Source organism: Pseudoalteromonas sp. Bsw20308, assembly GCF_000310105.2.
In the GTDB taxonomy this organism is placed as follows: Bacteria; Pseudomonadota; Gammaproteobacteria; order Enterobacterales; family Alteromonadaceae; genus Pseudoalteromonas; species Pseudoalteromonas fuliginea.
In genome coordinates, this window is record NZ_CP013138.1 from 3,100,899 (window position 1) to 3,122,886 (window position 21,988).

The 21,988-nt window shown below is 38.9% G+C and carries 22 protein-coding genes; 5 read left to right on the forward strand and 17 right to left on the reverse strand.

The window, feature by feature from the left end; translation table 11 throughout:
* Together relA and rlmD are read right to left on the reverse strand one after the other, a co-directional pair.
* Entirely contained in the window at positions 1–2,157 is a 2,157-nt protein-coding gene (gene relA / locus D172_RS13720; RefSeq protein WP_007377521.1) for a GTP diphosphokinase, read from the reverse strand.
* An 8-nt stretch (positions 2,158–2,165) separates the two neighbouring features.
* On the reverse strand, positions 2,166–3,491 hold the full coding sequence (gene rlmD / locus D172_RS13725; RefSeq protein WP_007377522.1) for a 23S rRNA (uracil(1939)-C(5))-methyltransferase RlmD: 1,326 nt from the start codon (positions 3,489–3,491) through the stop codon (positions 2,166–2,168).
* A gap of 124 nt (positions 3,492–3,615) precedes the next feature.
* Between rlmD and barA the strand changes: the two genes are divergently transcribed.
* The gene (barA, locus tag D172_RS13730) at positions 3,616–6,402 is read left to right on the forward strand and encodes a two-component sensor histidine kinase BarA (RefSeq protein ID WP_033023737.1); all 2,787 of its coding nucleotides are present in this window, start codon (positions 3,616–3,618) and stop codon (positions 6,400–6,402) included.
* Between the two features lie 27 nt (positions 6,403–6,429).
* On the opposite strand, the gene pdxJ is transcribed toward barA, so the two are convergent.
* From pdxJ to rpoE, 10 genes are all read right to left on the reverse strand, one after another.
* Positions 6,430–7,161 (reverse strand): pyridoxine 5'-phosphate synthase, encoded by a 732-nt coding sequence (pdxJ, locus tag D172_RS13735; protein ID WP_007377524.1) that lies wholly within the window; start codon positions 7,159–7,161, stop codon positions 6,430–6,432.
* A gap of 22 nt (positions 7,162–7,183) precedes the next feature.
* Complete coding sequence (gene recO, locus D172_RS13740; RefSeq protein ID WP_007377525.1) at positions 7,184–7,876, reverse strand: DNA repair protein RecO; 693 nt, start codon at positions 7,874–7,876, stop codon at positions 7,184–7,186.
* A gap of 20 nt (positions 7,877–7,896) precedes the next feature.
* Complete coding sequence (gene era, locus D172_RS13745) at positions 7,897–8,829, reverse strand: GTPase Era (RefSeq protein ID WP_007377526.1); 933 nt, start codon at positions 8,827–8,829, stop codon at positions 7,897–7,899.
* On the reverse strand, positions 8,819–9,496 hold the full coding sequence (gene rnc, locus D172_RS13750) for a ribonuclease III (RefSeq protein WP_007377527.1): 678 nt from the start codon (positions 9,494–9,496) through the stop codon (positions 8,819–8,821). The genes era and rnc overlap by 11 nt, the downstream gene beginning before the upstream one ends.
* A gap of 2 nt (positions 9,497–9,498) precedes the next feature.
* A complete protein-coding gene (gene lepB, locus D172_RS13755) occupies positions 9,499–10,434 on the reverse strand; it encodes a signal peptidase I (protein WP_007377528.1) in 936 nt (311 codons plus the stop codon).
* Between the two features lie 16 nt (positions 10,435–10,450).
* Entirely contained in the window at positions 10,451–12,238 is a 1,788-nt protein-coding gene (gene lepA, locus D172_RS13760) for a translation elongation factor 4 (RefSeq protein ID WP_007377529.1), read from the reverse strand.
* A gap of 275 nt (positions 12,239–12,513) precedes the next feature.
* Entirely contained in the window at positions 12,514–12,963 is a 450-nt protein-coding gene (locus tag D172_RS13765) for a SoxR reducing system RseC family protein (RefSeq protein ID WP_007377530.1), read from the reverse strand.
* A gap of 19 nt (positions 12,964–12,982) precedes the next feature.
* On the reverse strand, positions 12,983–13,933 hold the full coding sequence (locus D172_RS13770; RefSeq protein ID WP_007377531.1) for a MucB/RseB C-terminal domain-containing protein: 951 nt from the start codon (positions 13,931–13,933) through the stop codon (positions 12,983–12,985).
* A 4-nt stretch (positions 13,934–13,937) separates the two neighbouring features.
* Entirely contained in the window at positions 13,938–14,552 is a 615-nt protein-coding gene (locus D172_RS13775; RefSeq protein ID WP_007377532.1) for a sigma-E factor negative regulatory protein, read from the reverse strand.
* A gap of 1 nt (position 14,553) precedes the next feature.
* Positions 14,554–15,135, reverse strand: a complete 582-nt coding sequence (gene rpoE / locus D172_RS13780; RefSeq protein ID WP_007377533.1) for an RNA polymerase sigma factor RpoE — start codon at positions 15,133–15,135, stop codon at positions 14,554–14,556.
* A 246-nt stretch (positions 15,136–15,381) separates the two neighbouring features.
* Here rpoE and nadB point away from each other — a divergent pair, with 246 nt between their 5' ends.
* On the forward strand, positions 15,382–16,992 hold the full coding sequence (gene nadB / locus D172_RS13785) for an L-aspartate oxidase (protein ID WP_007377534.1): 1,611 nt from the start codon (positions 15,382–15,384) through the stop codon (positions 16,990–16,992).
* Here nadB and D172_RS13790 read toward each other — a convergent pair.
* Together D172_RS13790 and D172_RS13795 are read right to left on the reverse strand one after the other, a co-directional pair.
* Positions 16,967–17,323 (reverse strand): hypothetical protein, encoded by a 357-nt coding sequence (locus D172_RS13790; protein ID WP_007377535.1) that lies wholly within the window; start codon positions 17,321–17,323, stop codon positions 16,967–16,969. The genes nadB and D172_RS13790 overlap by 26 nt on opposite strands.
* Positions 17,324–17,378: 55 nt before the next feature.
* Positions 17,379–17,630 (reverse strand): succinate dehydrogenase assembly factor 2, encoded by a 252-nt coding sequence (locus D172_RS13795; protein WP_007377536.1) that lies wholly within the window; start codon positions 17,628–17,630, stop codon positions 17,379–17,381.
* 164 nt (positions 17,631–17,794) lie between these two features.
* Here D172_RS13795 and ygfZ point away from each other — a divergent pair, with 164 nt between their 5' ends.
* Positions 17,795–18,706 (forward strand): tRNA-modifying protein YgfZ, encoded by a 912-nt coding sequence (ygfZ, locus tag D172_RS13800; protein WP_007377537.1) that lies wholly within the window; start codon positions 17,795–17,797, stop codon positions 18,704–18,706.
* 12 nt (positions 18,707–18,718) lie between these two features.
* A complete protein-coding gene (locus tag D172_RS13805; RefSeq protein WP_007377538.1) occupies positions 18,719–19,204 on the forward strand; it encodes an FKBP-type peptidyl-prolyl cis-trans isomerase in 486 nt (161 codons plus the stop codon).
* A gap of 40 nt (positions 19,205–19,244) precedes the next feature.
* Here the strand turns inward: D172_RS13805 and D172_RS13810 are convergent, their stop codons facing one another.
* From D172_RS13810 to D172_RS13820, 3 genes are read right to left on the reverse strand one after another with little or no spacing between them, the layout of a single operon-like run.
* Complete coding sequence (locus tag D172_RS13810; RefSeq protein WP_007377539.1) at positions 19,245–19,733, reverse strand: hypothetical protein; 489 nt, start codon at positions 19,731–19,733, stop codon at positions 19,245–19,247.
* Between the two features lie 26 nt (positions 19,734–19,759).
* Positions 19,760–20,572: a DUF481 domain-containing protein gene (locus D172_RS13815; RefSeq protein WP_007377540.1), complete on the reverse strand. Its 813-nt coding sequence runs from the start codon at positions 20,570–20,572 to the stop codon at positions 19,760–19,762.
* A gap of 47 nt (positions 20,573–20,619) precedes the next feature.
* Entirely contained in the window at positions 20,620–20,940 is a 321-nt protein-coding gene (locus tag D172_RS13820) for an HI1450 family dsDNA-mimic protein (RefSeq protein WP_007377541.1), read from the reverse strand.
* A gap of 254 nt (positions 20,941–21,194) precedes the next feature.
* On the opposite strand from D172_RS13820, the gene D172_RS13825 reads away from it, so the two are divergent.
* Positions 21,195–21,986 carry a crotonase/enoyl-CoA hydratase family protein gene (locus tag D172_RS13825; protein ID WP_007377542.1) on the forward strand — a complete coding sequence of 264 codons (792 nt, stop codon included), beginning with the start codon at positions 21,195–21,197 and terminating at the stop codon, positions 21,984–21,986.
* Positions 21,987–21,988 lie beyond the last annotated feature (2 nt).

A 21,988-nucleotide genomic window follows, 5' to 3' on the forward strand; every position in this document is an offset into this window, starting at 1 on the left:
TTAATGACCACGCTTGGCATCGTGTACACCTTCAATTTGGTGTAACTTAGAAAGAACACGGTTAGTACCCGATAAGTCATGTACTTCTATTTGCATTGTGAACACTGCTAACTGATTATCTTCAACCGTATTTACATTCATATTAAGTACGTTGACTTTTTCGTTAGCAAGTACTGAGCTTATATCGCGTATTAGCCCTGAACGATCGGTTGCTTCTATTTTAATACTTAGTGCGTATGAACCACTAATATCGTCTGACCAACTCACTGCAATAACACGCTCTGGGTGTTGTGCCTTAAGGTGGTAAAATGAGTCACAATCCTCACGATGCACCGCAATACCACGCCCTTGCGTAATATAGCCGATAATTTCATCGCCAGGTACAGGGCGGCAACATTTTGCAACATGGCTCATTAAACTACCAACGCCATCAACTACAATGCCGTTTTTATCACCCGTTACTTTACTGGGTGCTTTAATACGAATTACCGGTTCGTCTTCTGTGCGGTCGGTAACAAAATTTAGCATTTGATTGAGGCGTACATCACCCGCACCAATGGCAACCATTAAATCGTCAAGCTCTTTAAAGTTAAACCGCTTTATTGCTGGCTCTAGAGCTTTATAGCTTAAACCTAATTTTTGCAGTTCATTATCAAGTATTTCTTTACCAGCACTTAAGTTTTTGTCGCGATCAAGTTGCTTAAACCAATGATGTATTTTAGCTCTTGCACGCGATGACTTAATGTAACCTAGTGACGGGTTTAACCAATCTCTACTCGGATTAGGCTGCTTTTGTGTCAGTATTTCTACTTGATCCCCCGTTGTAAGTTGATGCGTAAACGGCACTATTTTGCCAAATACTTTTGCACCAATACAGCGGTGGCCAACGTTCGAATGAATATAATAAGCAAAATCAAGCGGTGTAGCGCCAAGTGGCAAATCAATAATATCGCCACTGGGTGTAAATATGTATACGCGGTCTTCAACCACCTGATTTTTAAGCTCTTCAGCTAAATCGCCGCCATCAACTACTTCTTCTTGCCATTGCAGTAATTTACGTAGCCAGCTAATTTTTTGCTCATAACCCGAGCCGCGCCCTGGTAATGCGCCTTCTTTATATATCCAATGCGCTGCCACACCCAGCTCTGCATCTTGGTGCATATCTTGGGTACGTATTTGAATTTCTACAGTTTTACCTTCAGGGCCAAATACCACGGTATGAATAGACTGATAGCCGTTTTGTTTCGGCGTCGCGACGTAATCGTCAAACTCTTTATTAAGATGACGCCAATTGGTATGCACAATACCCAACGCACCGTAGCAGTCTTGCAAGCGCTCAACCACAATACGCATAGCACGAATATCAAACAGTTGATCAAATTCGTAGTTTTTTTGCGCCATTTTTTTATAAATACTGTAAATGTGTTTAGGTCGACCGTAAACTTCAGCCTCTATGCCTGCTTCACTCAAACGGCTTTTGACTTGCTCCACCATATCTTCCATATAAGCTTCGCGTGCTAAACGTTTATCATCGAGTTGCTTAGCAATATTTTTGTAAATATCTGGACGAAGATACCTAAACGATAAATCTTCAAGCTCCCACTTTAATTGCCCAATACCGAGTCGATTAGCTAGTGGGGCAAAAATATCGGCAGTTTCTTTTGCAGCAATAACGCGATCTTCTTCGCCAGCATCTTTTACGTTACGTAAATGGCAAACCTGCTCAGCTAACTTGATAACCACTGCACGGACATCTTCAACCATGGTTAACAGCATTTTTCGAATGTTATCGACTTGCACCGTGCCTTTGCCTTGATGCGATAAAGTGCTAATAGTCGCCATTTGCGCAACGCCTGTTAGCAGTATGGCCACATTACTACCTAGCTGCTCTTCGATCACTTCTAAAGGCACTAAGCCATCTAAAAAATATGGGGTTAAATACGCCGTCGCTAACGATTCAGCATCAAGATTTAACTCAACTAAAATCTCAACCATTTCAATGGCTGTGTTTTGTCGACTCTGACTATTACTGTTAACACACAGTGCTTGCGCTTGATTAAGCATCTCCGCCTTTTCAGCACAAAGTTTGAGTACTTTAAGACGAGTCGCAAAATCACCTGTTTCAACTTGCTGATGTGATTGACGTGTAGCTACCATAATGCGCTTTACCTCCGTTGAAATAACGCCATAGTTTCGATATGTCCTGTATGAGGAAACATATTCATTAGCCCTATTTTATTAAGCTCAAAGCCTGCTTGCGAAATAATAGCGCTGTCACGGGCTAAAGTAACAGGGTCGCAAGAGACATATAAAATTGTTTTAAACTGCTTTAAAGGTAGTTGCTCTAAAACAGCCATTGCACCAGTACGAGATGGGTCTAACACTAATACATCTAAATCTTTACTAAACCACGGCGCATTTTGTATTTTTTGCGTTAAATCAAAGCAATAAAACTCGGCATTGGTAATAGAGTTAGTTTGCGCATTTTGAGCCGCCATTGCAACCGCTGAAGTAACACCTTCTACGCCAATAACTGTTTTTGCTTGTTTTGCCAACACGAGTGAAAAGTTACCAATGCCGCAAAATAAATCTAATACACTTTCATCGCCATTTAAATTAAGCCAGTCTGCGGATTGCTTTAGCATAGCTTGATTAACTTGCGCGTTTACTTGGATAAAATTACCTAAACCAAATTCAAACTTAAGATCAAATTCTTTTAAATAATAATACGGCATCGCAAAGTGTGAATGTTCAATCACGTCACTTTCACTTTGCCATACAATCTCATATTTATGACTTGCAGTAGCCTGCTCGACTAATATTTTAAACTCGTCGGGGATTGTTTTTGTATGACGAATAACAACAAAGCTGTGCTCGTCGCTTTCACACAACTGCAGATGACTGATACTGTGCAGCGACTTATGTTGATTAATTAAACTATCAAAAAGTGTAAATACATCTGCGAATGCTTCACTCAATACTGCACACTGGTTAATACTAACAATATTTTTAGAACCACTCGCCCTATAACCCACGCGTATTTTTTTAGCCGCTTTATCAAACATAACAGCAATACGGGCGCTGCGCCTGTAATGCGTTGACTTGCTTAATAATGGCGCCTCCCAATTTAAGTTTTTTTGTTTGGCGAACTTTTCAAATAACTGGTTAACCGCCGTTTGTTTTTCAATGACTTGTTGGCTTGTCTCTAAATGCTGTAATTGACAGCCACCGCAGTGATTATAATGTTCACAAAAAGGGGTTACGCGTGCATCACTTGCTTTAATAATCTTTTGCGTTGCCGCGCTACTGTAGCGGGCTTTATCATCGATTATTGTTGCTTTAACTTGTTCGTTAGGTAAAGCACCACTAACAAAACACACTTTATTATTATGCTTAGCTATACCACGCCCTTGATGATCCATTGCTGTTATATCAAGTACCACTGACTTTTTTTGTAGCGGCTGTTTTTTAGCTTTAAAAATTTGTGCCATTTGGCATTACCTTAAATAATTATTGGTTAAAACAATTGATCTTCAACGATGGTAGATGCTTTGAGAATAGGTGTTGATCCGTATATACTCAAAGGATACTAATAATGATAAAAATGCTTCCATTATGACCAAATTAGGCTTACGCGATTCTGTTTTAACACTGACCCTGATCCCGACGGTGATCATTGGATTGTTACTTGGTGGGTATTTTACAATAAATCGTTACATTGAGCTTGATGAAATTTTATATCAACAAGGGACTACTATTTCAGAGCCTTTAGCAATTGCGCTTGAACAACCACTACAAGAAAAAAACAAACAACTACTTAATCGACTAATTAGCTATACCCATAATAAGCACTCACCCACAGTAAAATCGATTGCCATTTTTGATGATAATAATCAGCTCATCATGACCAGTAATTATCATCGCTCTTTTGATAAGTTAATTAATCAAAAAGCAATGCAAAACTTAAATACTACTCAAGTGCAAAAGTCAGATGAACTCGTCACGTTTTTTACCCCCATTTTCAATCACACTAGCCAAGATTTGAAATGGGAACCGAGTCAATTACAATCACCTTTAGGCACGGTTATTTTACAGCTAAATAAAGATCAAGCTGTAATAGGCCAACAACGTGCGCTATTAATAAGCGGTATTGTTATTATTCTATCTTTGGTGTTTGCCGCTATTTTAGCATTAAGACTTAGTCGTATGTTTATGACGCCGCTTAATAAACTCGTACTTGCCACCGACAAGTTGGTTGAAGGAAAAAGAAATACGGGACTAACTGATACCATGATCGGTGAGTTTGAACTATTGCGGGAAGGTTTAAATACGATAGCCCATACAATGGTAATGCAAAAAGATGAAATGCAAAAAAACATCGATCAAGCAACCAGTGATTATCGTGAAACATTAGAGCAGTACGAAACTCAAAATATCCAGCTCACGATGGCAAAAAAAGAAGCGCAAGATGCCAACAGAGTTAAGTCTGATTTTTTAGCTAAAATGAGTCACGAACTACGTACCCCTTTAAATGGGGTGATTGGTTTTACACGACAACTTTATAAAACACCGCTAAATAAACACCAAAAAGACTATTTAGACACAATTGAACTTTCTGCAAATAGCCTGATGACGATTATTAGTGATATTTTAGATTTTTCTAAATTAGAAGCCGGTGCAATGGAACTTGAATCAATTCAGTTTCAACTTAGGGATGCCATAAACGAAGTAATGACATTGCTCGCTCCGAGTGCTCATGATAAGCAACTTGAATTATCTATTTATATTAATCAACAAGTCCCTGATGACTTAACTGGCGATCCAACTCGTTTTAAACAAATACTTATAAACTTATTAAGTAACGCTATAAAATTTACTGAAAAAGGCTCTATAAAAGTAGATGTAAGTTACCGATTACTTGATGAAGAGCGTGCTTCTTTATTAGTTTCAGTAACTGATACGGGTGTTGGTATTCCTATGAATAAACAAGACTCACTGTTTACCCCATTTGGCCAAGCTGATTCAAGTATTACCCGAAAATTCGGTGGCACGGGCTTGGGGCTTATCATTACCAAACATATTGTTGAAGCAATGAATGGCCGAATAACACTCAACTCAGCACCTGGTAACGGCACGTGTTTCACATTCAACAGTATATTTAGATTACCGAATCACGTATTTACCAACGATTTACCGAGTAAATCTCTCATTGGTAAACGTATTTTATATTTAGAACCGCATGAGCATACTCATCACGCTGTTCTATCGTTATTAACACAGTGGCAAACATCAGTTACAGCCTGCTTTAACGAAACCAGTTTTTTAGACGCTATAACAAATAAAGAGCATAAATACGATATTTGCTTAATAGGTCACATGGCTTCTGTTGATGATATGCAGCAATTAAAAAGCTATGTAAAATCAGTTCGCGAATCGACTGACTACTTATATTTAATGTTAAATACAGTTTCGCACAATATGCGAGAAGCGTTTATAGGCAGTGGTGCTGATGCGTGTTTAAGTAAACCACTTAACCACCGAAAACTGTGTGAAGTACTTGCAGCACCATACAGACTAGACCACCCTGTTCATAATATTGAGCAGAATGAACACCAGTTACTTCCACTTAAAGTACTTGTCGTTGATGATAACGATGCTAATTTAAAGCTTCTCCATACTTTATTAAGTGAACAGATTGAAGTAATAGAAACCGCTCATAATGGCTCACAGGCTTATAGTTTAAGTAAAAGCCATAAATATGATGTCATCTTTATGGATATACAAATGCCAATTATGGACGGTATTACTGCATGTAAACTTATTCAAGAGTCATCTCTAAACGAAGATACACCAATCATTGCAGTGACTGCTCATGCACTGAATAGCGAAAAAGAGCAGCTACTTAAAGATGGCTTTAAAGGTTACCTAACCAAGCCTATTGATGAAGACATGTTGAAACAGATAATCAGCGAACATAGCCCGCAGACACCTGTTAATCGTGATAAAACCAAAAATGAAGTACCACAAAGCCCTGCTCCTTTCGAAAGTAATCGTATAGATTGGGCATTAGCACTGCAACGTGCTGGTGGTAAAAATGAGCTTGCTCTTGAAATGCTCAACATGCTGTTATCAAGCATACCTGAAACACTTAGCTTACTTGCAAAAGCAATTGATGATACCAGTTGTAAACAAGTGCTAAGCATTGTCCACAAGTTCCATGGAGCGTGTTGTTACACAGGTGTACCAAGACTTAAGTCATTGGCAGAGACCATCGAAACATCACTTAAGAGCGAATGTATACTTGAGAGTATAGAACCAGAGCTTTTTGAGCTACAAGATGAACTTGAAAGCTTACTTCTCGATTCAAAATCAGCTGAAAAATCTAAAGAAGACACGCTATAATAAGCGTGTCTTTTTAACTAAAATAACTTAAGTTCGTGCTTCAAGCATTAGGCGTTTCATATCGCGGACTGCTTTTTCCAATCCATCAATCGCGGCGCGAGCAATGATAGCATGACCTATATTAAGCTCGTAAATTTCTGGCATTGCTGCAATCGGTTTTACATTATGATAATGAAGTCCATGTCCCGCGTTAACAATCAGCCCCAAACTCGCTGCGTATTTAACACCTTCACGAATGTGCTCTAACTCTTTGTGTAAATCGGTATCATTTGTTGCATCAGCATACGCGCCTGTGTGTATCTCTACATAAGGAGCACCACATTCTTTGGCTGCATCTAATTGCACTTTATCTGCATCAATAAATAACGATACTTTAATGCCTGCGTCAGTAAGCGTTTTTGTTGCGGCTTTAATTTTATCTATATTACCGGCTACGTCTAAGCCACCTTCGGTTGTTAATTCTTCGCGCTTTTCAGGTACTAAACACACGTACTCAGGTTTTACTTCAAGCGCTATTTTTATCATTTCATCGGTAACAGCTGTTTCAAGATTCATGCGTGTTTGAATCGTTTTAGCCATCACGTAAACGTCGCGGTCTTGAATATGGCGACGATCTTCACGTAAGTGAATCGTAATGCCGTCGGCGCCTGCGTGCTCAGCAACACTGGCTGCATGAGCAGGGTCTGGATATGTAGTTCCACGCGCTTGGCGAAGCGTTGCAATATGATCAACGTTTACACCCAAAAGAATATCTTTCATTATTTTACCTGTAAAATTACGATTATTGAGAAGCACTAAAAAGCTCACGGCTCTTTAATGGCTTATTACCTAATAAAGGCTTTAATAAATATCGACTTAATTGTTTTGCCATATATAACACATCAGTTTGGCTAAAGTCATGATTTGCTATCGCATTTAGTTGTAAACCGCTAAAGCCAGAACGCGTATCTTCTTGCACTAAAAAACCAAACTCAGGAAAGTAACTATACGTTTGCGTCTCGTCTATTGGTTCACCACTGGCATCAAAACTAAAATCGACGCCATAGCCAAGTAGCTCTAATAATTGAAACTCGTATGAGCGAAGCACAGCTTGTAAATTAGCTCCACTGTTTAGGTTTTCTAAATGCGTTTTATAAAGATGAAAAACCTGTTCTATAGGTTCATTAATAGGCACTATTCGGTTAGTTAATTCATTTAAATAAAAGCCACAATAAAGCTCATCACCTTTTAAAAAAAGTGGTGTGCCATGTAGCTCAAACTTATTGATGTATTTTAGATCGTATTTACCACTGTAATGGACAAGTAGTGGTTGAAAAGGTTGTAACTGAGCTTTATGTTTAGTGGCCTGGCGGCCACTAATGCGTGCAATCATTCTAAGTTGCCCAACGCCTTCTACAAGCATATCAAGCATTACTTGCGAGTCACTGTAAGGACGTCGATGCAATAAATAAGCAGTGTAGAAGTCGCTATCCATAGATAATACTAATTATTGGTTTAGTCTTCACCATAACCTAAGCTTCGTAGTGCTCGTTCATCATCAGCCCAACCAGATTTAACTTTCACCCAAAGCTCTAAAAATACTTTGTTATCAAGCATTTCCTCTATGTCTTTACGGGCTTCACGGCCAATGGTTTTTAGCTTTTCGCCTTTATTACCAATAACCATGCGTTTTTGTGTTTCGCGCTCAACAAGAATTAATCCGTTGATATGCCAAATACCGTTGTCTTGCCATTTAAACTGTTCAATTTCGACAGTAACAGAATACGGTAATTCTTCACCCATGAAGCGCATTAATTTTTCACGGATAACTTCAGCCGCCATAAAGCGCATTGAGCGGTCTGTGACGTAATCTTCAGGGAAGTAAAACTCACACGGTTGTAAGCGCTTAGTTACTTCAGCTTTGATTAAGTCTATATTTTTTCCCTGTTTTGCAGACACAGGCATAATACCAACAAAATCAAACTTATCGCCTAACCACTTCATATGAGGCAATACAAGATCGCGGTCTTTAACTTGGTCTATTTTATTAATAACCAATAATACCGGCTTACCACTTTGCGATACTTTGTTCAGTACCATGTCGTCATCAGCATTCCAGTGAGTGCCTTCAACTACAAATATAATAAGCTCTACATCACCGATTGAGCTAGACGCTGCACGGTTCATTAAGCGGTTAATAGCACGCTTTTCTTCAACGTGTAGCCCTGGCGTATCGATGTAAACAGCTTGATGTTTACCTTCGGTATGAATACCCATAATACGATGGCGCGTTGTTTGTGGTTTACGTGAGGTAATACTTACTTTTTGCTCAATGATCTCATTGAGTAAAGTCGATTTACCAACATTTGGACGTCCTACAATTGCGACCATGCCACAAAACGTATCTACATCACCTTCACGAGGCTGTATTAGGGTATCAAGATTCATTTTTAATTATCTTCAATGCTTTTTCGGCAGCTTTTTGTTCAGCCTTGCGGCGTGAGCTACCAACAGAAATTATGCTATCCATTCCATCAACAATACATTCAACCGTGAATGTTTGATTGTGTGCCTGGCCTTTAGTATCAACCACAGTGTAACCTGGAAGAGGCAACTTACGACCTTGTAGATGCTCTTGTAGCAGGGTCTTCGGATCTTTTTGATTAAGCCCTGGTGAAATAGCATCCAAGCGAGATTCATACCACGCTAATATAAGCTCGCCACAGCGGTCGATACCTGAATCTAAAAATGCAGCACCAATAATAGCTTCTACTGCATCAGCAAGCGTTGACTCACGACGGAATCCGCCACTTTTAAGCTCACCCGGACCTAAGCGTAAATAATCGCCCAAGCCAAATTCAAGACCAAACTCGGCAAGAGTTTGACCTCGTACAAGTGTTGAGCGCATACGGCTTAAATCACCTTCACGCGCTTTAGGGAATTTGGCATAAAGTGCATTAGCAATCACAAAGCTCAAAATAGAGTCACCTAAAAATTCTAGTCGCTCATTATGTTGACCTTTGTGGCTGCGGTGCGTCATTGCCTGCTCAAGTAAACCTTGATCAGTAAATACATAGCCAATTTTGTCATATAATTCTGTTACATTTTTTTTCATTGTTACTGAATATTACCTAGGCGCTCAAAACGAACACCAGTTGGAACCCATCCTGGTAAAATATCATCAGGGCCATTCTCAAATTCAAAACTCATCCATATAAAGACAGCTTTACCCACCAAGTTTTCTTTTGGTACAAAGCCCCAAAAGCGACCATCTTGGCTGTTGTCGCGGTTATCACCCATCATAAAATAATGTTCAGCAGGAACAATCCATTCATCAGAAGGCGTGCCCGGTTGCTGGTAATAACGCCCTTTTCTTTCAGGCGCTTGTGGGTTGATTAAAATATCATGCGTAACTGTTGTTAAATTTTCATTTACGCGAGCTAGAGGCATTGGGCCTTGTTTAAATTCATTATCATTAATTAATTTAAAATCAATTTTATTGAATTCATTACATAAAAGCTCACCCTGCTGGGTTTCGCCTTCTTTACAATTTGGCTGAATATATAAACGTTTATCACGATAAACAACTTTATCGCCAGGTAAACCTATTGTACGTTTAATATAGTCAACTTTTTCATCTAACGGGTATTTAAAAACAACAATATCACCACGTTCAGGTTCACCCATATCAACTAATTGGGTACGCCAAACAGGGTCTTTTATTCCATATGAGTACTTTTGCACTAAAATAAAATCACCAACTAGCAGCGTAGGCATCATTGAACCCGATGGAATTTGAAACGGTTCAAAAATAAATGATCTAAAAATAGTAATTGCAGCAATCATCGGAAAAATCGACTTTGCCGTTTCTGTTATTACTGGTTCTGGTGCTATTAATGCTGCTGTTTCATCATCTAACGGCGCACCTGCAGACTTTTGCGCTATCGCTAAGCGCGCCTGTCTTTTAGGTGCATACAGTAAGTGATCTATTAACCATATTAAGCCTGAGCCTAAAGTTAATAGCACCAATAAAACTGAAAAATAACCAGCCATTTATAATCCTTTGTTTTTATTTACCAACTTTTAAAATAGCTAAAAACGCTTCTTGAGGCACTTCAACATTACCTACTTGCTTCATTCGTTTTTTACCATCTTTTTGCTTTTTAAGTAATTTTTTCTTACGACTCACATCACCGCCATAACACTTAGCGATTACGTTTTTACGTAATTGCTTGACTGTGGTACGTGCAATAACATGCTGTCCAATCGCTGCTTGAATCGCAATATCAAACATTTGACGTGGAATAAGTTCTTTCAATGCATCAGCTAACTGACGACCACGAGATTGTGCACCATCTCTGTGAACAATAATCGCAAGTGCATCAACACGTTCACTGTTGATCAAAATATCAACACGCACCATATCAGATGTTTGAAAGTGTTTAAAATTATAATCCAGTGATGCAAAACCACGACTTGTAGATTTTAATTTATCAAAAAAGTCCATGACCACTTCAGCCATAGGTAGCTCATATGTAACAGCTACTTGCTTACCGTGATAAGTCATTTTTGTTTGACTACCACGTTTTTCAATACATAAGGTAATAACATTACCTAGGTATTCTTGTGGTACCAAAATATTTGCTTCAACAATTGGTTCACGAATCTCTACAATATCGTTTACAGCAGGTAGATCAGACGGATTATCAATCTGAAATGTACCTTCTTTAGTAACTATCTCATAGATTACCGTAGGTGCAGTTGTTATTAAATCAATATCGTATTCACGCTCTAAACGCTCTTGAATGATTTCCATGTGTAGCATGCCTAAAAAGCCACAGCGGAAACCAAAACCTAGTGCGGTTGAATTCTCTGGTTCAAAGAATAACGACGCATCGTTTAGGCTTAATTTGTTAAGTGCATCACGGAATGATTCATACTCATCTGATGCAATTGGGAACATACCCGCATAAACCTGAGGCTTAATCTTTTGAAAGCCAGGTAAGCGAAGTGGAGCTGCATTTTTTTGATGAGTAATAGTGTCACCTACTGGCGCACCATGTATCTCTTTAATGCCAGCAATAACAAACCCTACTTCACCTGTTCTTAAAATACCGGTGTTGGTTTGCTTAGGTGTAAACACACCCACTTGGTCGGCAGTATGGATATGCTCGTTCGACATTATTTTTATTTTATCGCCAGTGCGTAATTCACCGTGCTTAATACGCACTAGTGATACAACGCCTTGGTATGGGTCAAACCAAGAATCGATAATAAGTGCTTGTAAAGGTGCATCTTTGTCGCCTACTGGTGGCGGAACATCTTTAACAATCATTTCAAGTACTTCAGCAATACCTACGCCTGTTTTAGCACTACACTGCACAGCATCTAGGGCATCAATACCAATAATCTCTTCAATTTCTTCTGCAACACGTAAAGGGTCTGCTTGCGGTAAATCGATTTTATTAAGTACTGGAATTACTTCTAATTCCATTTCAATAGCGGTGTAACAGTTAGCTAGTGTTTGTGCTTCAACGCCTTGGCCTGCATCAACAACGAGTAGCGCACCTTCACATGCAGCTAAAGAACGCGACACTTCATACGTAAAATCAACGTGTCCTGGAGTATCAATGAAATTAAGTTGGTAGGTTTCGCCGTCGTTCGCTTTGTAATTCAACGTTACACTTTGCGCTTTAATGGTAATACCACGTTCGCGCTCAATATCCATTGAATCCAAAACTTGTTTTTGCATTTCACGGTCGGTTAAACCGCCACAAACTTGGATCAAACGATCTGAAAGGGTCGATTTACCATGGTCAATATGGGCGATGATCGAAAAATTACGGATATGCTTCATAAACTGGATTCTATACTTCTATTTTAATGGACTAAATATGAATACCTAAGTGACTTGAAAATACTTGCTTTAGGATGCCATAAGCTCAGTTTGTAAATTACAGACTTAGCTCACGCTTTTTAAGATGGGTTATAATCATTTTATTTAATGAATAACAATAAGTTATGCTTAACAAACTTAAATAAGTCAGTCAGATAAAATAATTTTAAAAACCACAATTCCCTGTATTTCCAAGTTACTTTGGTATAAAACGGCAATTTTACATTTAATTGGCGTCAATCACCATCTATTTGAGTTAAAGGGATACTAATTGGGTGAATTTTTATAACTTTTATATCGTGCTTTAGCGATTTCACGCGAGTTTTAGCAATAACAAATCCAGTAATGCCACCTAAAGCAGCCGCTAAGATTTGCCAGCCTTCGGCCATTAAAAGTAACTCAGAAGCAATAAATGCAAACGTTAGACTTAAAAATAAAGGTAACATATATACAGCAAAAGCATGTTTAACAACGAGGCTATCATCAAGTGACAAAGTAACTTTTTGACCGACCTCGACTGGTAAGTCGAATCTATATGGAAAGGTTTTTTTTGCGGTGCCAAATAACTTGCCAAACACTTGTGAGCCGCAACGACCATTGCAGCCTTCACAAGCTTGTTTTTGCTGTGCTTCTAAATAAGCAATGTGGCCATCAAGGGCCACAATAGTGAGGGTTTGTTCAATCATAACAATCCTTACAAATCGCTTATAATGCGCGGGTAACTGACTCTGCAATTGCTTTTGCGGTCATACTCGGTACATTACCAACAACCGATACATCAAAATTACCGCCATTATGCACATATACCGTCGTTGCACCAGATGTTAATGCACCGCTTAAACGCTTACCAGGTAAAGGTCGCTGTATAAATATAGAGATCTCAACAAAACCATCAGAAAATAAATAATAGTCTGTTAACTCATTATTTAAATCGAGTTTATGTCTGTCAGATTTTAATAATTCAAAGCCATTAGGTAACCAGTTTATATTCCAATTCTTTGCTGTATTCTCTGCACCACCTAAATCACTTTCTGGTAGAGGCGTTGGAAAGTTACGATTGAGTACTTCCAACAGCATACTAGCAGGCTGTTCAGTAACACTAACATGAGTTAACTGTAGCTGTTCAAGCGCCTCACCTTCGTGGTTCACGTACGCTGCTTTTAAAAGTAAAGACGACTCCATATCAAGCCAAATCCAGTAGTTATATTTGAATTCATCTTTGGATTCAATTCGAACTAATTGAGCCGCACGCCCTGCAATGCGCCCTTTACCACCCATTACAAAATCATAATGTGCGCTCAAACGCTCAATGTCTTTAAATAACACTTCAGGAATGGGGCCAGCAATCGAATCAGTTTTAAGAGAGTATGGCTCTGACTGCGGTTCAAAATAAGTGACTTGATTATTAACACGAACCATTTCAAGGCCTGCGCCATTGAGTAAACTTAAATGCTCAAGCTCTGTGTCGCCTTGTTTGGCATGGACCCAACGATATGGTTCCATTGTTTTACCCTTAACAACCACAAATGAAGCATCAAAATTACGGTTATGTACGGCATTAGCCATTTTAAGTAATAAATCTTTGGCAGGATTTATATCGTTGGCAAATGCAGTAAAGCTAACTACCAACGACAGAACAAAAGTGATTACTTTCATTTAATTAGTTTTTTTCCTCTTGCGCTTTTATACTATTTTGCGCTGTTTGAAGCGAGTTAGCAACACGTGCTTGCCGTTGATGCTCTAAAACTAATGCGCCAATACGTTGTTGTTGCAATTCACGTAAGCCTTGTTCAGCATTTTCAAGCGCTGGCTCAGATGAATAACTTACTGGCGAAGCCATACCTGTTAAAGGGGTAGTTTGCAGTAAAGGGATTTCGCTTGGCTGCTGATTGTTACTTTGCGGAAGTGTATTAACGCCCACAATAGCAAACATTGCCACACTTGCTGCAATCGCTAGTTGGGCAACAGGCTTGCGCCAATTAAAAGCAACTACATTATTTTTTACAGTTTCAGTGACTGCTTGAGGCTCTGTGTTTGGCTGGTTGAAGTCAGCATAAACAGGCTCGCTTTCTAATGCTAATGCAACGCGATCGCTAATATCAATATGTATGTCATTATTATTTTTTTGAGCACGCATTGCATCACCAATTAACGCATAACGGCCAAACGTGGTTACATCTTGCTCTGCAATTTTTGCATCAGTTAGATGTTGTTCGCCATCAAGTAATGCCGATAACACTTCGTTATCTAACTTGTTAAGGTGTGCTTTCGTCATACTAAGACTCGCCTATTAATGGGTTTAATTTGTTATCAATTGCTTCTCGGGCACGAAAGATACGCGAACGCACCGTCCCGACAGGGCAATCCATGACCACTGCTATTTCTTCATAGCTCATCCCTTCGATTTCTCTTAGGGTTATCGCAGTTTTAAGATCTTCAGGCAAACTATCAATCGTATTAAAAATAACAGCGCGTACTTCTTCGCTTAAAAGTAGATTTTCAGGGGATGCATTTGAACGCATCGAATCCGCACAGTCATAAAATTCAGCTTCTTCAGCGTCGATATCATTTGCTGGCGGTTTACGGCCCTGTGCTACTAAGTAATTTTTAGCACAATTAACGGCAATACGGTATAACCAAGTATAAAAGGCACTATCACCTCTAAAGTTTGGAAGTGCACGATAAGCTTTTATAAATGCTTCTTGTGCTACATCTGCAATATCACCTTGGTTTGATACATAACGTGATATCAAACCTGCAATTTTATTTTGATACTTCTTTACTAATAGATTGAAGGCGTTTTTATCACCCTGCTGAACCCTTTTTACTAGCGCTAAATCTAATTCCTGCTCGCTCATTCGAGCCGGTACTCCTATGTCTGATTTTTGCTTGTTATTCATAGTGTCGCTATTGTTCACAAATACTCTGACCTCTACATGAATAAAAAGTTCTGTTTAATATTATTTTTTTATAAAATAGTTCATAAATAACAGCGTTAGGCTATTAAAATCACTACGTAGTAATATGACAAATATGATACAACTACAGATATTGAAAACAAATATTGCTCTATACGAGCATTGTAACCGCAAAGTACCTCTGACATGAACCAAAATAAACACCACATTGCTGATGTCGCTATTATCGGTAGCGGCGCAGCAGGCTTATCACTAGCTTTATCTTTAGCTAATTTTTGTAACGTTACCGTAATTAGTAAAGGGGCTCTGACAGAAGGCTCTACATTATATGCTCAAGGCGGTATAGCTGCTGTATTTGATAAACAAAATGACAGCATAGAATCCCATGTAGAGGATACACTCGATGCTGGCGGCGGCTTGTGCAACAGAGAAGCCGTCCACTACACTGCAAGCAACGCCCATGATTGCCTGCAATGGTTAATTGATCAAGGCGTGCCTTTTGATATGGAATTTGATAGTAAAGGCAAAGAGCGCTTTCATTTAACGCGCGAAGGCGGTCATAGCCATCGTCGTATTTTGCATGCAGCTGATGCGACTGGCAAAGCAGTACAAACTACATTAATAAGCCAAGTAAAAGCGCATAAAAATATTACACTTTTAGAGCAATACAACGCAATTGATTTAATTACTGATAAAAACACCGAAAAAACAGCTTCGCATATTCACGGTATGTATGTGTGGAACAAAAAAGCTAAAAAGGTAGAAACCATTTCGGCAAAATTTGTTGCCCTGGCGACCGGCGGGGCAAGTAAAGTGTATTTGTACACCTCAAATCCTGACGTATCAAGTGGCGATGGTATTGCAATGGCGTGGCGGGCGGGCTGTAAAGTGGCCAATATGGAATTTAATCAGTTCCATCCAACAAGTTTATATCACCCTGAATTACAAAACTTCTTAATTACTGAAGCTATGCGTGGTGAAGGCGCTTATTTAAAACGCCCTGACGGCACTCGCTTTATGAAAGACTTTGATGAGCGTGAAGAACTTGCTCCACGCGACATTGTTGCACGCGCAATCGATTTTGAAATGAAACGCCTCGGCGCAAACTGTGTTTACCTTGATATTAGTCACAAAGATAAAGATTTTATTATTGAGCACTTTCCTACTATTTATGCGAAATGCTTAAGTGTAGGGCTTGATATAACCAAAGAAGCAATCCCAGTTGTCCCCGCTGCCCACTATACTTGCGGCGGTGTAATGACCGATTTTAACGGAAAAACCGATTTAGATAATTTATACGCTGTGGGTGAAGTAGCTTATACAGGCCTTCACGGTGCAAATCGCATGGCAAGTAACTCATTACTTGAATGTATTGTGTTTGCCCATGCTGCTGCAAAAGATATTTTAAGTAAAATAGAGCATGCGCCAGAGCTTATAGCACTTCCATATTGGGATGAAAGCCGAGTTAGTAACTCCGATGAAGAAATTGTAATTACCCATAACTGGCATGAACTACGATTATTCATGTGGGATTACGTTGGTATTGTTCGATCAACTAAGCGTTTAGAGCGTGCACTGCATCGAGTTGAACTATTACAGCAAGAAATACATGACTACTATGCTAATTTTAGAGTCAGTAATAATTTGTTGGAGCTACGTAATTTAGTGCAAGTAGCTGAATTAATCATTAGAAGTGCAATGGAACGCAAAGAAAGCCGTGGCCTTCATTACACTATTGATTACCCTGAGCAAAACGAAAATCCAACACCAACTATTTTGACCCCGCAGCGCCACTAATAGCGCTAAGTGTTGCACGTTTTAATCGAGCATAGCTTTGTTCGTTAACTCCATTGGCTGAAATAATTAGCCAATGGTTTTTACTAAAGCCTTTAATATAAAGCCATACACTGCTACCAAGTATGCGACTTTGAGTACTTATTTCACCTTGAATTTTTAGCGACTGACTTTCAAATCTAAATAGGTTTGGCTCTAAAATAACAACTCCCCGTATCGGGTGAGCAGCTAAAACTTTTCGCCAAACAAATAATCCAGCCACTGTATTTACTACAACACAAAAAAGCATTGCCAGTACAGAACTTAAAAATAAGCATAATATCAAAGCCAGCATACAAAAAAAGACCACAACTGGTTTATGGTCTGCTTTATTATCTGTAACTGTAAATCTATACACGAACTCTATCTAAAATAAGTGAAACCATTGTATTTAACTGCTCATCTTTACACTCTTGATGCCCCATAAACCATGCAAATAAATCAGGGTCTTCTTCTGTTAGCAAACGCTGAAAGATAGCTTGCTGCTCTGTGTTCAAAGAGTCGTATGCTTCTTCTACAAACGGCATAAACAAAACATCTAGCTCTAACATGCCACGACGGCAAGCCCAACGAATACGTGCTTTACTATGAATTTCAACCATTTTAAACCTCATACTTAATTGACTCGAGTTTAACAAATGCGTGTCAACTTATCAGCTATTAATCGCCGATTAAAATAATAATCCACGCCAATTAGCGCTTGTCTGTACCATACGTAACAACTACGTTATTATGTCACTTCATTTATATTGCAAAGAAGGTTTTTATGTCGAGCGTTTATGCATGTCCGTTATCTCATCAACTTATTAGCCTTAGCGGTGCTGATAAATTATCTTATTTGCACGGGCAAATTACTCAAGATCTCAATAAATTAACCAGCAGTAACTATTTATGGACTGGCCATTGCAGTGCCAAAGGAAAGCTTTGGGGTGTATTTAAATTATTTTCTTATCAAGATAACTATTACCTTACAGGCAGCGCAGCCGAAGTAGAAAAGTCGTTAGTTGAACTTAAAAAATACGCTGTATTTGCAAAGGTCGATATAAATGTCTCCTCTGAGCGTTTAATTGGCTTAATCGGCGATGACTTAACAGACGTACTTGCTCAGCTTAGTATAACATTTGAAGACGATGCTACTGCGTGCGACTTTAGTTATGGTAAAGCATTAAAGTTAGCAGATAATCGCGTGTTATTGATGGTTGATAGCCAATTTAGTATTCCTGATAATATATCGACTCTTGATAACGATGCGCCCTGGAAACAAGCAGCAATTTTAGCCGGCGAACCACAATTAAGTAGTGAAGCTATTGGGGAATATGTTCCGCAGATGGTTAACCTACAAGCTATTGGTGGCATTAGCTTTAAAAAAGGATGTTATACAGGTCAAGAAACTGTGGCCCGTATGAAATACCTTGGTAAGAATAAACGCGCAATGTATATCGTTTCAGGACAAAGCGAAGGGATTCTTTCAGAGCCTGATTTAGAAACCCAATTAGGCGAAAACTGGCGCCGTGCGGGTAAACTTATAACGCAAAGTTTTGATGAGCAAACAAATAAACTAACAGGCCTCGTTGTGTTGCCAAACGATACTGATGTAACTCAGGTACTTCGTGCAAAACACACACCTCAGGTGGAGCTAAGCATTCTGCCTCTACCCTACTCTCTTGAAGATGAATAAATAGGAATGACTATGATCGTTGCGGCAAACAAAGTGGTAAAAATGCATTATTCGGTAATGGATAATGATGGCAATAGCATTGATAACTCGTTCGGTGGTGAGCCACTACACTTTATCATTGGCACAGGCTATTTAATTTCAGGCCTAGAAAATGCTTTGCTGGGCAAGCAACCAGGCGACACGCTTAGCGTAAAGGTTGAACCTGAAGAAGGTTACGGCGAGCGCCACGACAACCTAATGCAAGCGGTACCTAAATCAATGTTTGAAGGTATGGAAATTGAAGTTGGCATGCAATTTCGTGCATCAACAGATGATGGCGACCAATCAGTAATGATCATCGATATTCAAGATGAAGAAGTGATTGTAGATGGTAATAACCCGCTTTCAGGTATAACACTTAACTTTGATGTAGAAATTCTAGAAGTGCGTGATGCAACACAAGACGAATTAACTCACGGCCACGTACATGGCGAAGGTGGGTGTGGCCACGACCACTAATATTGTATACAGCAGATAAAAAAGCGCCTAAGGCGCTTTTTTATATCATATTGTTGCGCTTAACCACTTCAGTTTCGCTTTTTGTCTTACTAGGAAGTGCTATTGATACTTTCTTTTCTTTCAATGCGGCTAGTAAACCTTTTTGATCGTTTGTACCTACACGATACATAGTGCCATCCTTAAGCGTTAGCTGTATTGCACTAAAACCAGATACTGTATACACCCAACCATCGTGAGTAATACGGATACCTATACCATGGCGATATGAATTTTGTACTGCTTTTACTTCAGTAATCTCGCTAAGCAAAATACTTTGCCCAGCAACACCAGGCCCAAACGCCCAACTTATTTTATTATCATCAACTTTTACTGTTAAGCCATGAAACAAAAAGCCCACCAGCACTAAAATACCAGTAAATATCATTAAGGGTCCATCTGCACCTAATAAGTTCCACGCTAGTGCAACAAATCCGCCTATCCATGCTAATACAAAAAAAATGAACACCGCATACTGCTTATGCTGATACATAACACTCTCTAAAATTAAATAAATACTTAAAAGTTATAAACCAAGGTTGCACTAAGCTCTGAATCAAACTTAAGTTTATCATCCTCGGGTTTTGAATTATAACGGTACATATACGCAAACTTAAGTGATACAGCACCAACGACTTGGCTTATTAATGCTGTTTCTGATTTAAAGCGAGAATTAAGACCCGAAAGCGATTGCTCTACACTGACATCTTGATTAAAACGAGTTCGCTTAGAAACCAAACGCTCCCATTGCATTGCAACTCTGACTAAATAACCCGTTTTATTTATATCATCCTCACTTACATCTGACTCTTCATCAGCAACGGATCGATATAAACCGGGTCCTACATCAATATCAACTTTGTTTTTAACACCTTGATATACACGAGTACCGTAACCGGTTGCGATTGTGCTTTTAAAATCTAAGCCGCTAAATTCATCTTCTTCGTAATCGCCGTAAATAAAAAAGGATGAGTTTTTCACACCCACTTTATAATTACCCTGTGCAGAGACAAACACACGATTAGCTGTTACATCGCTGTCGCCTGTTTCATCGTTTTCATCGCGCTTATAAAGGGAGTCTATTTTGAATTGATTACGCCACTTCTCAAAGTCTTGATATAAATTACCTTTGAGCTTAAAACTGGTCGAATTAGCGTTGCCTTTGCTAAGAATAAAGCCAAACTCAGTATCCCCATAGAGCATTTCACCTTTGTGTAACTCATGGATCTCTTCATCCGAAAGCTGTCCATATTCATGAAAATCTTCAAAAGGATCAACAGCCCAGCTTGGGCTACTAATCAATAAGAGAATTAAAAATAAATACTTACGCACAAATACGCTCTCTTGCACACAATTATAAACAAACAAGCAATATGGGCTTATTCACTTTCTTTCCATAAAATATGACAAAACGGCGCGTCTTTATCACGACTAATTAAAATTTTTGCAAATAAGGCATCTTCATTTTCAAATTCTAAACCGACTAACACTTGAATAAAGTGCTCTGGTTCAATTTCAAGTGCCACAAAATCTTGCCATTGGTCATCTGGCTCATCTTCTTCAATAAAGCCAAGATCTTCTCGGTATTGATTAAAGTCTTCAACATCTTTATCGCTCAAGTTATTTGGCGCTAGCTCTAAAAAAATATCATAGGCTTGATGAGTTGCTTCTTCTATCGTGTGTAAACGTGGGCCAGACATGAGTGATTAACCTCTAAGCTTTTAAGTGACATCATAATAACAAAACTAGCATCTATATAGATAAAAAAACGCTTAAATACCTTACTTTTTTATCATCACTGCACTCATTTCGAAATATTTATATTGTTATTAGCAAGATCAACAATATAAGACTTTGAATTACTCAATTAATTCATTTTTTGTGTAAAAACTTTCTCTCTTTACTTAGTTAACTTAACAACATAAGCTCAAGTAACAGGTCAGAGGAGTGTGTAATGATAAAACTAGAAAAACAACATGGCATTGCTACCGTCACGCTTAGTAGAGCAAAAAAGCAAAACGCATTAAGCTTTCAAATGTTTGTAGAGTTAAACAAAGCCATTAAAAGCATAAAAAGAGATCGCAGTATTCGTGCTGTAGTAATAAAAGGCGATGGCGAGCATTTTTGTGCAGGCCTTGATATATCAGCTGTCATGGCGGCACCATTGAATATTATAAAATTATTGCTAAAATGGTTACCTGGCAATCAAAACTTAGCGCAAAAAGTAGTATTAGGCTGGCAGTCACTAAGCGTTCCTGTTATTGCACAAATTGATGGCAACTGTTTAGGAGGGGGCTTACAAATAGCACTAGGTGCCGATTACAGGATTGTTCATGTTGATGCCAAGCTTGCCATTATGGAAGCACGCTGGGGGCTGTGCCCCGATATGGGCGCAAATGTAATGATGAGCGGTTTAGTTAAGCGTGACCAAGCACTTTGGCTTGCAAGCCACGCAAACCCAATCACAGCACAACAAGCAAATGAGCTAGGTTTGGTTACTCAGCTTACCGATGATACTCAACAAGCCACGCAAAACATGCTCAATACATTACTCGAGCGCTCACCCGATACGCTTGCTGCTATTAAACGTGTTACACAACTTAGCTATAAACCAAACCAACGAAAAATACTCGCTAAAGAAACCTTCAGCCAAATTCGCTTATTGCTAAACCCAAACACTAAAAAAGCAATTGCTAAAGCAAAAGGAAAAGCGGACATAACCTACGCAAATACAAAGCGCTGGTAGAC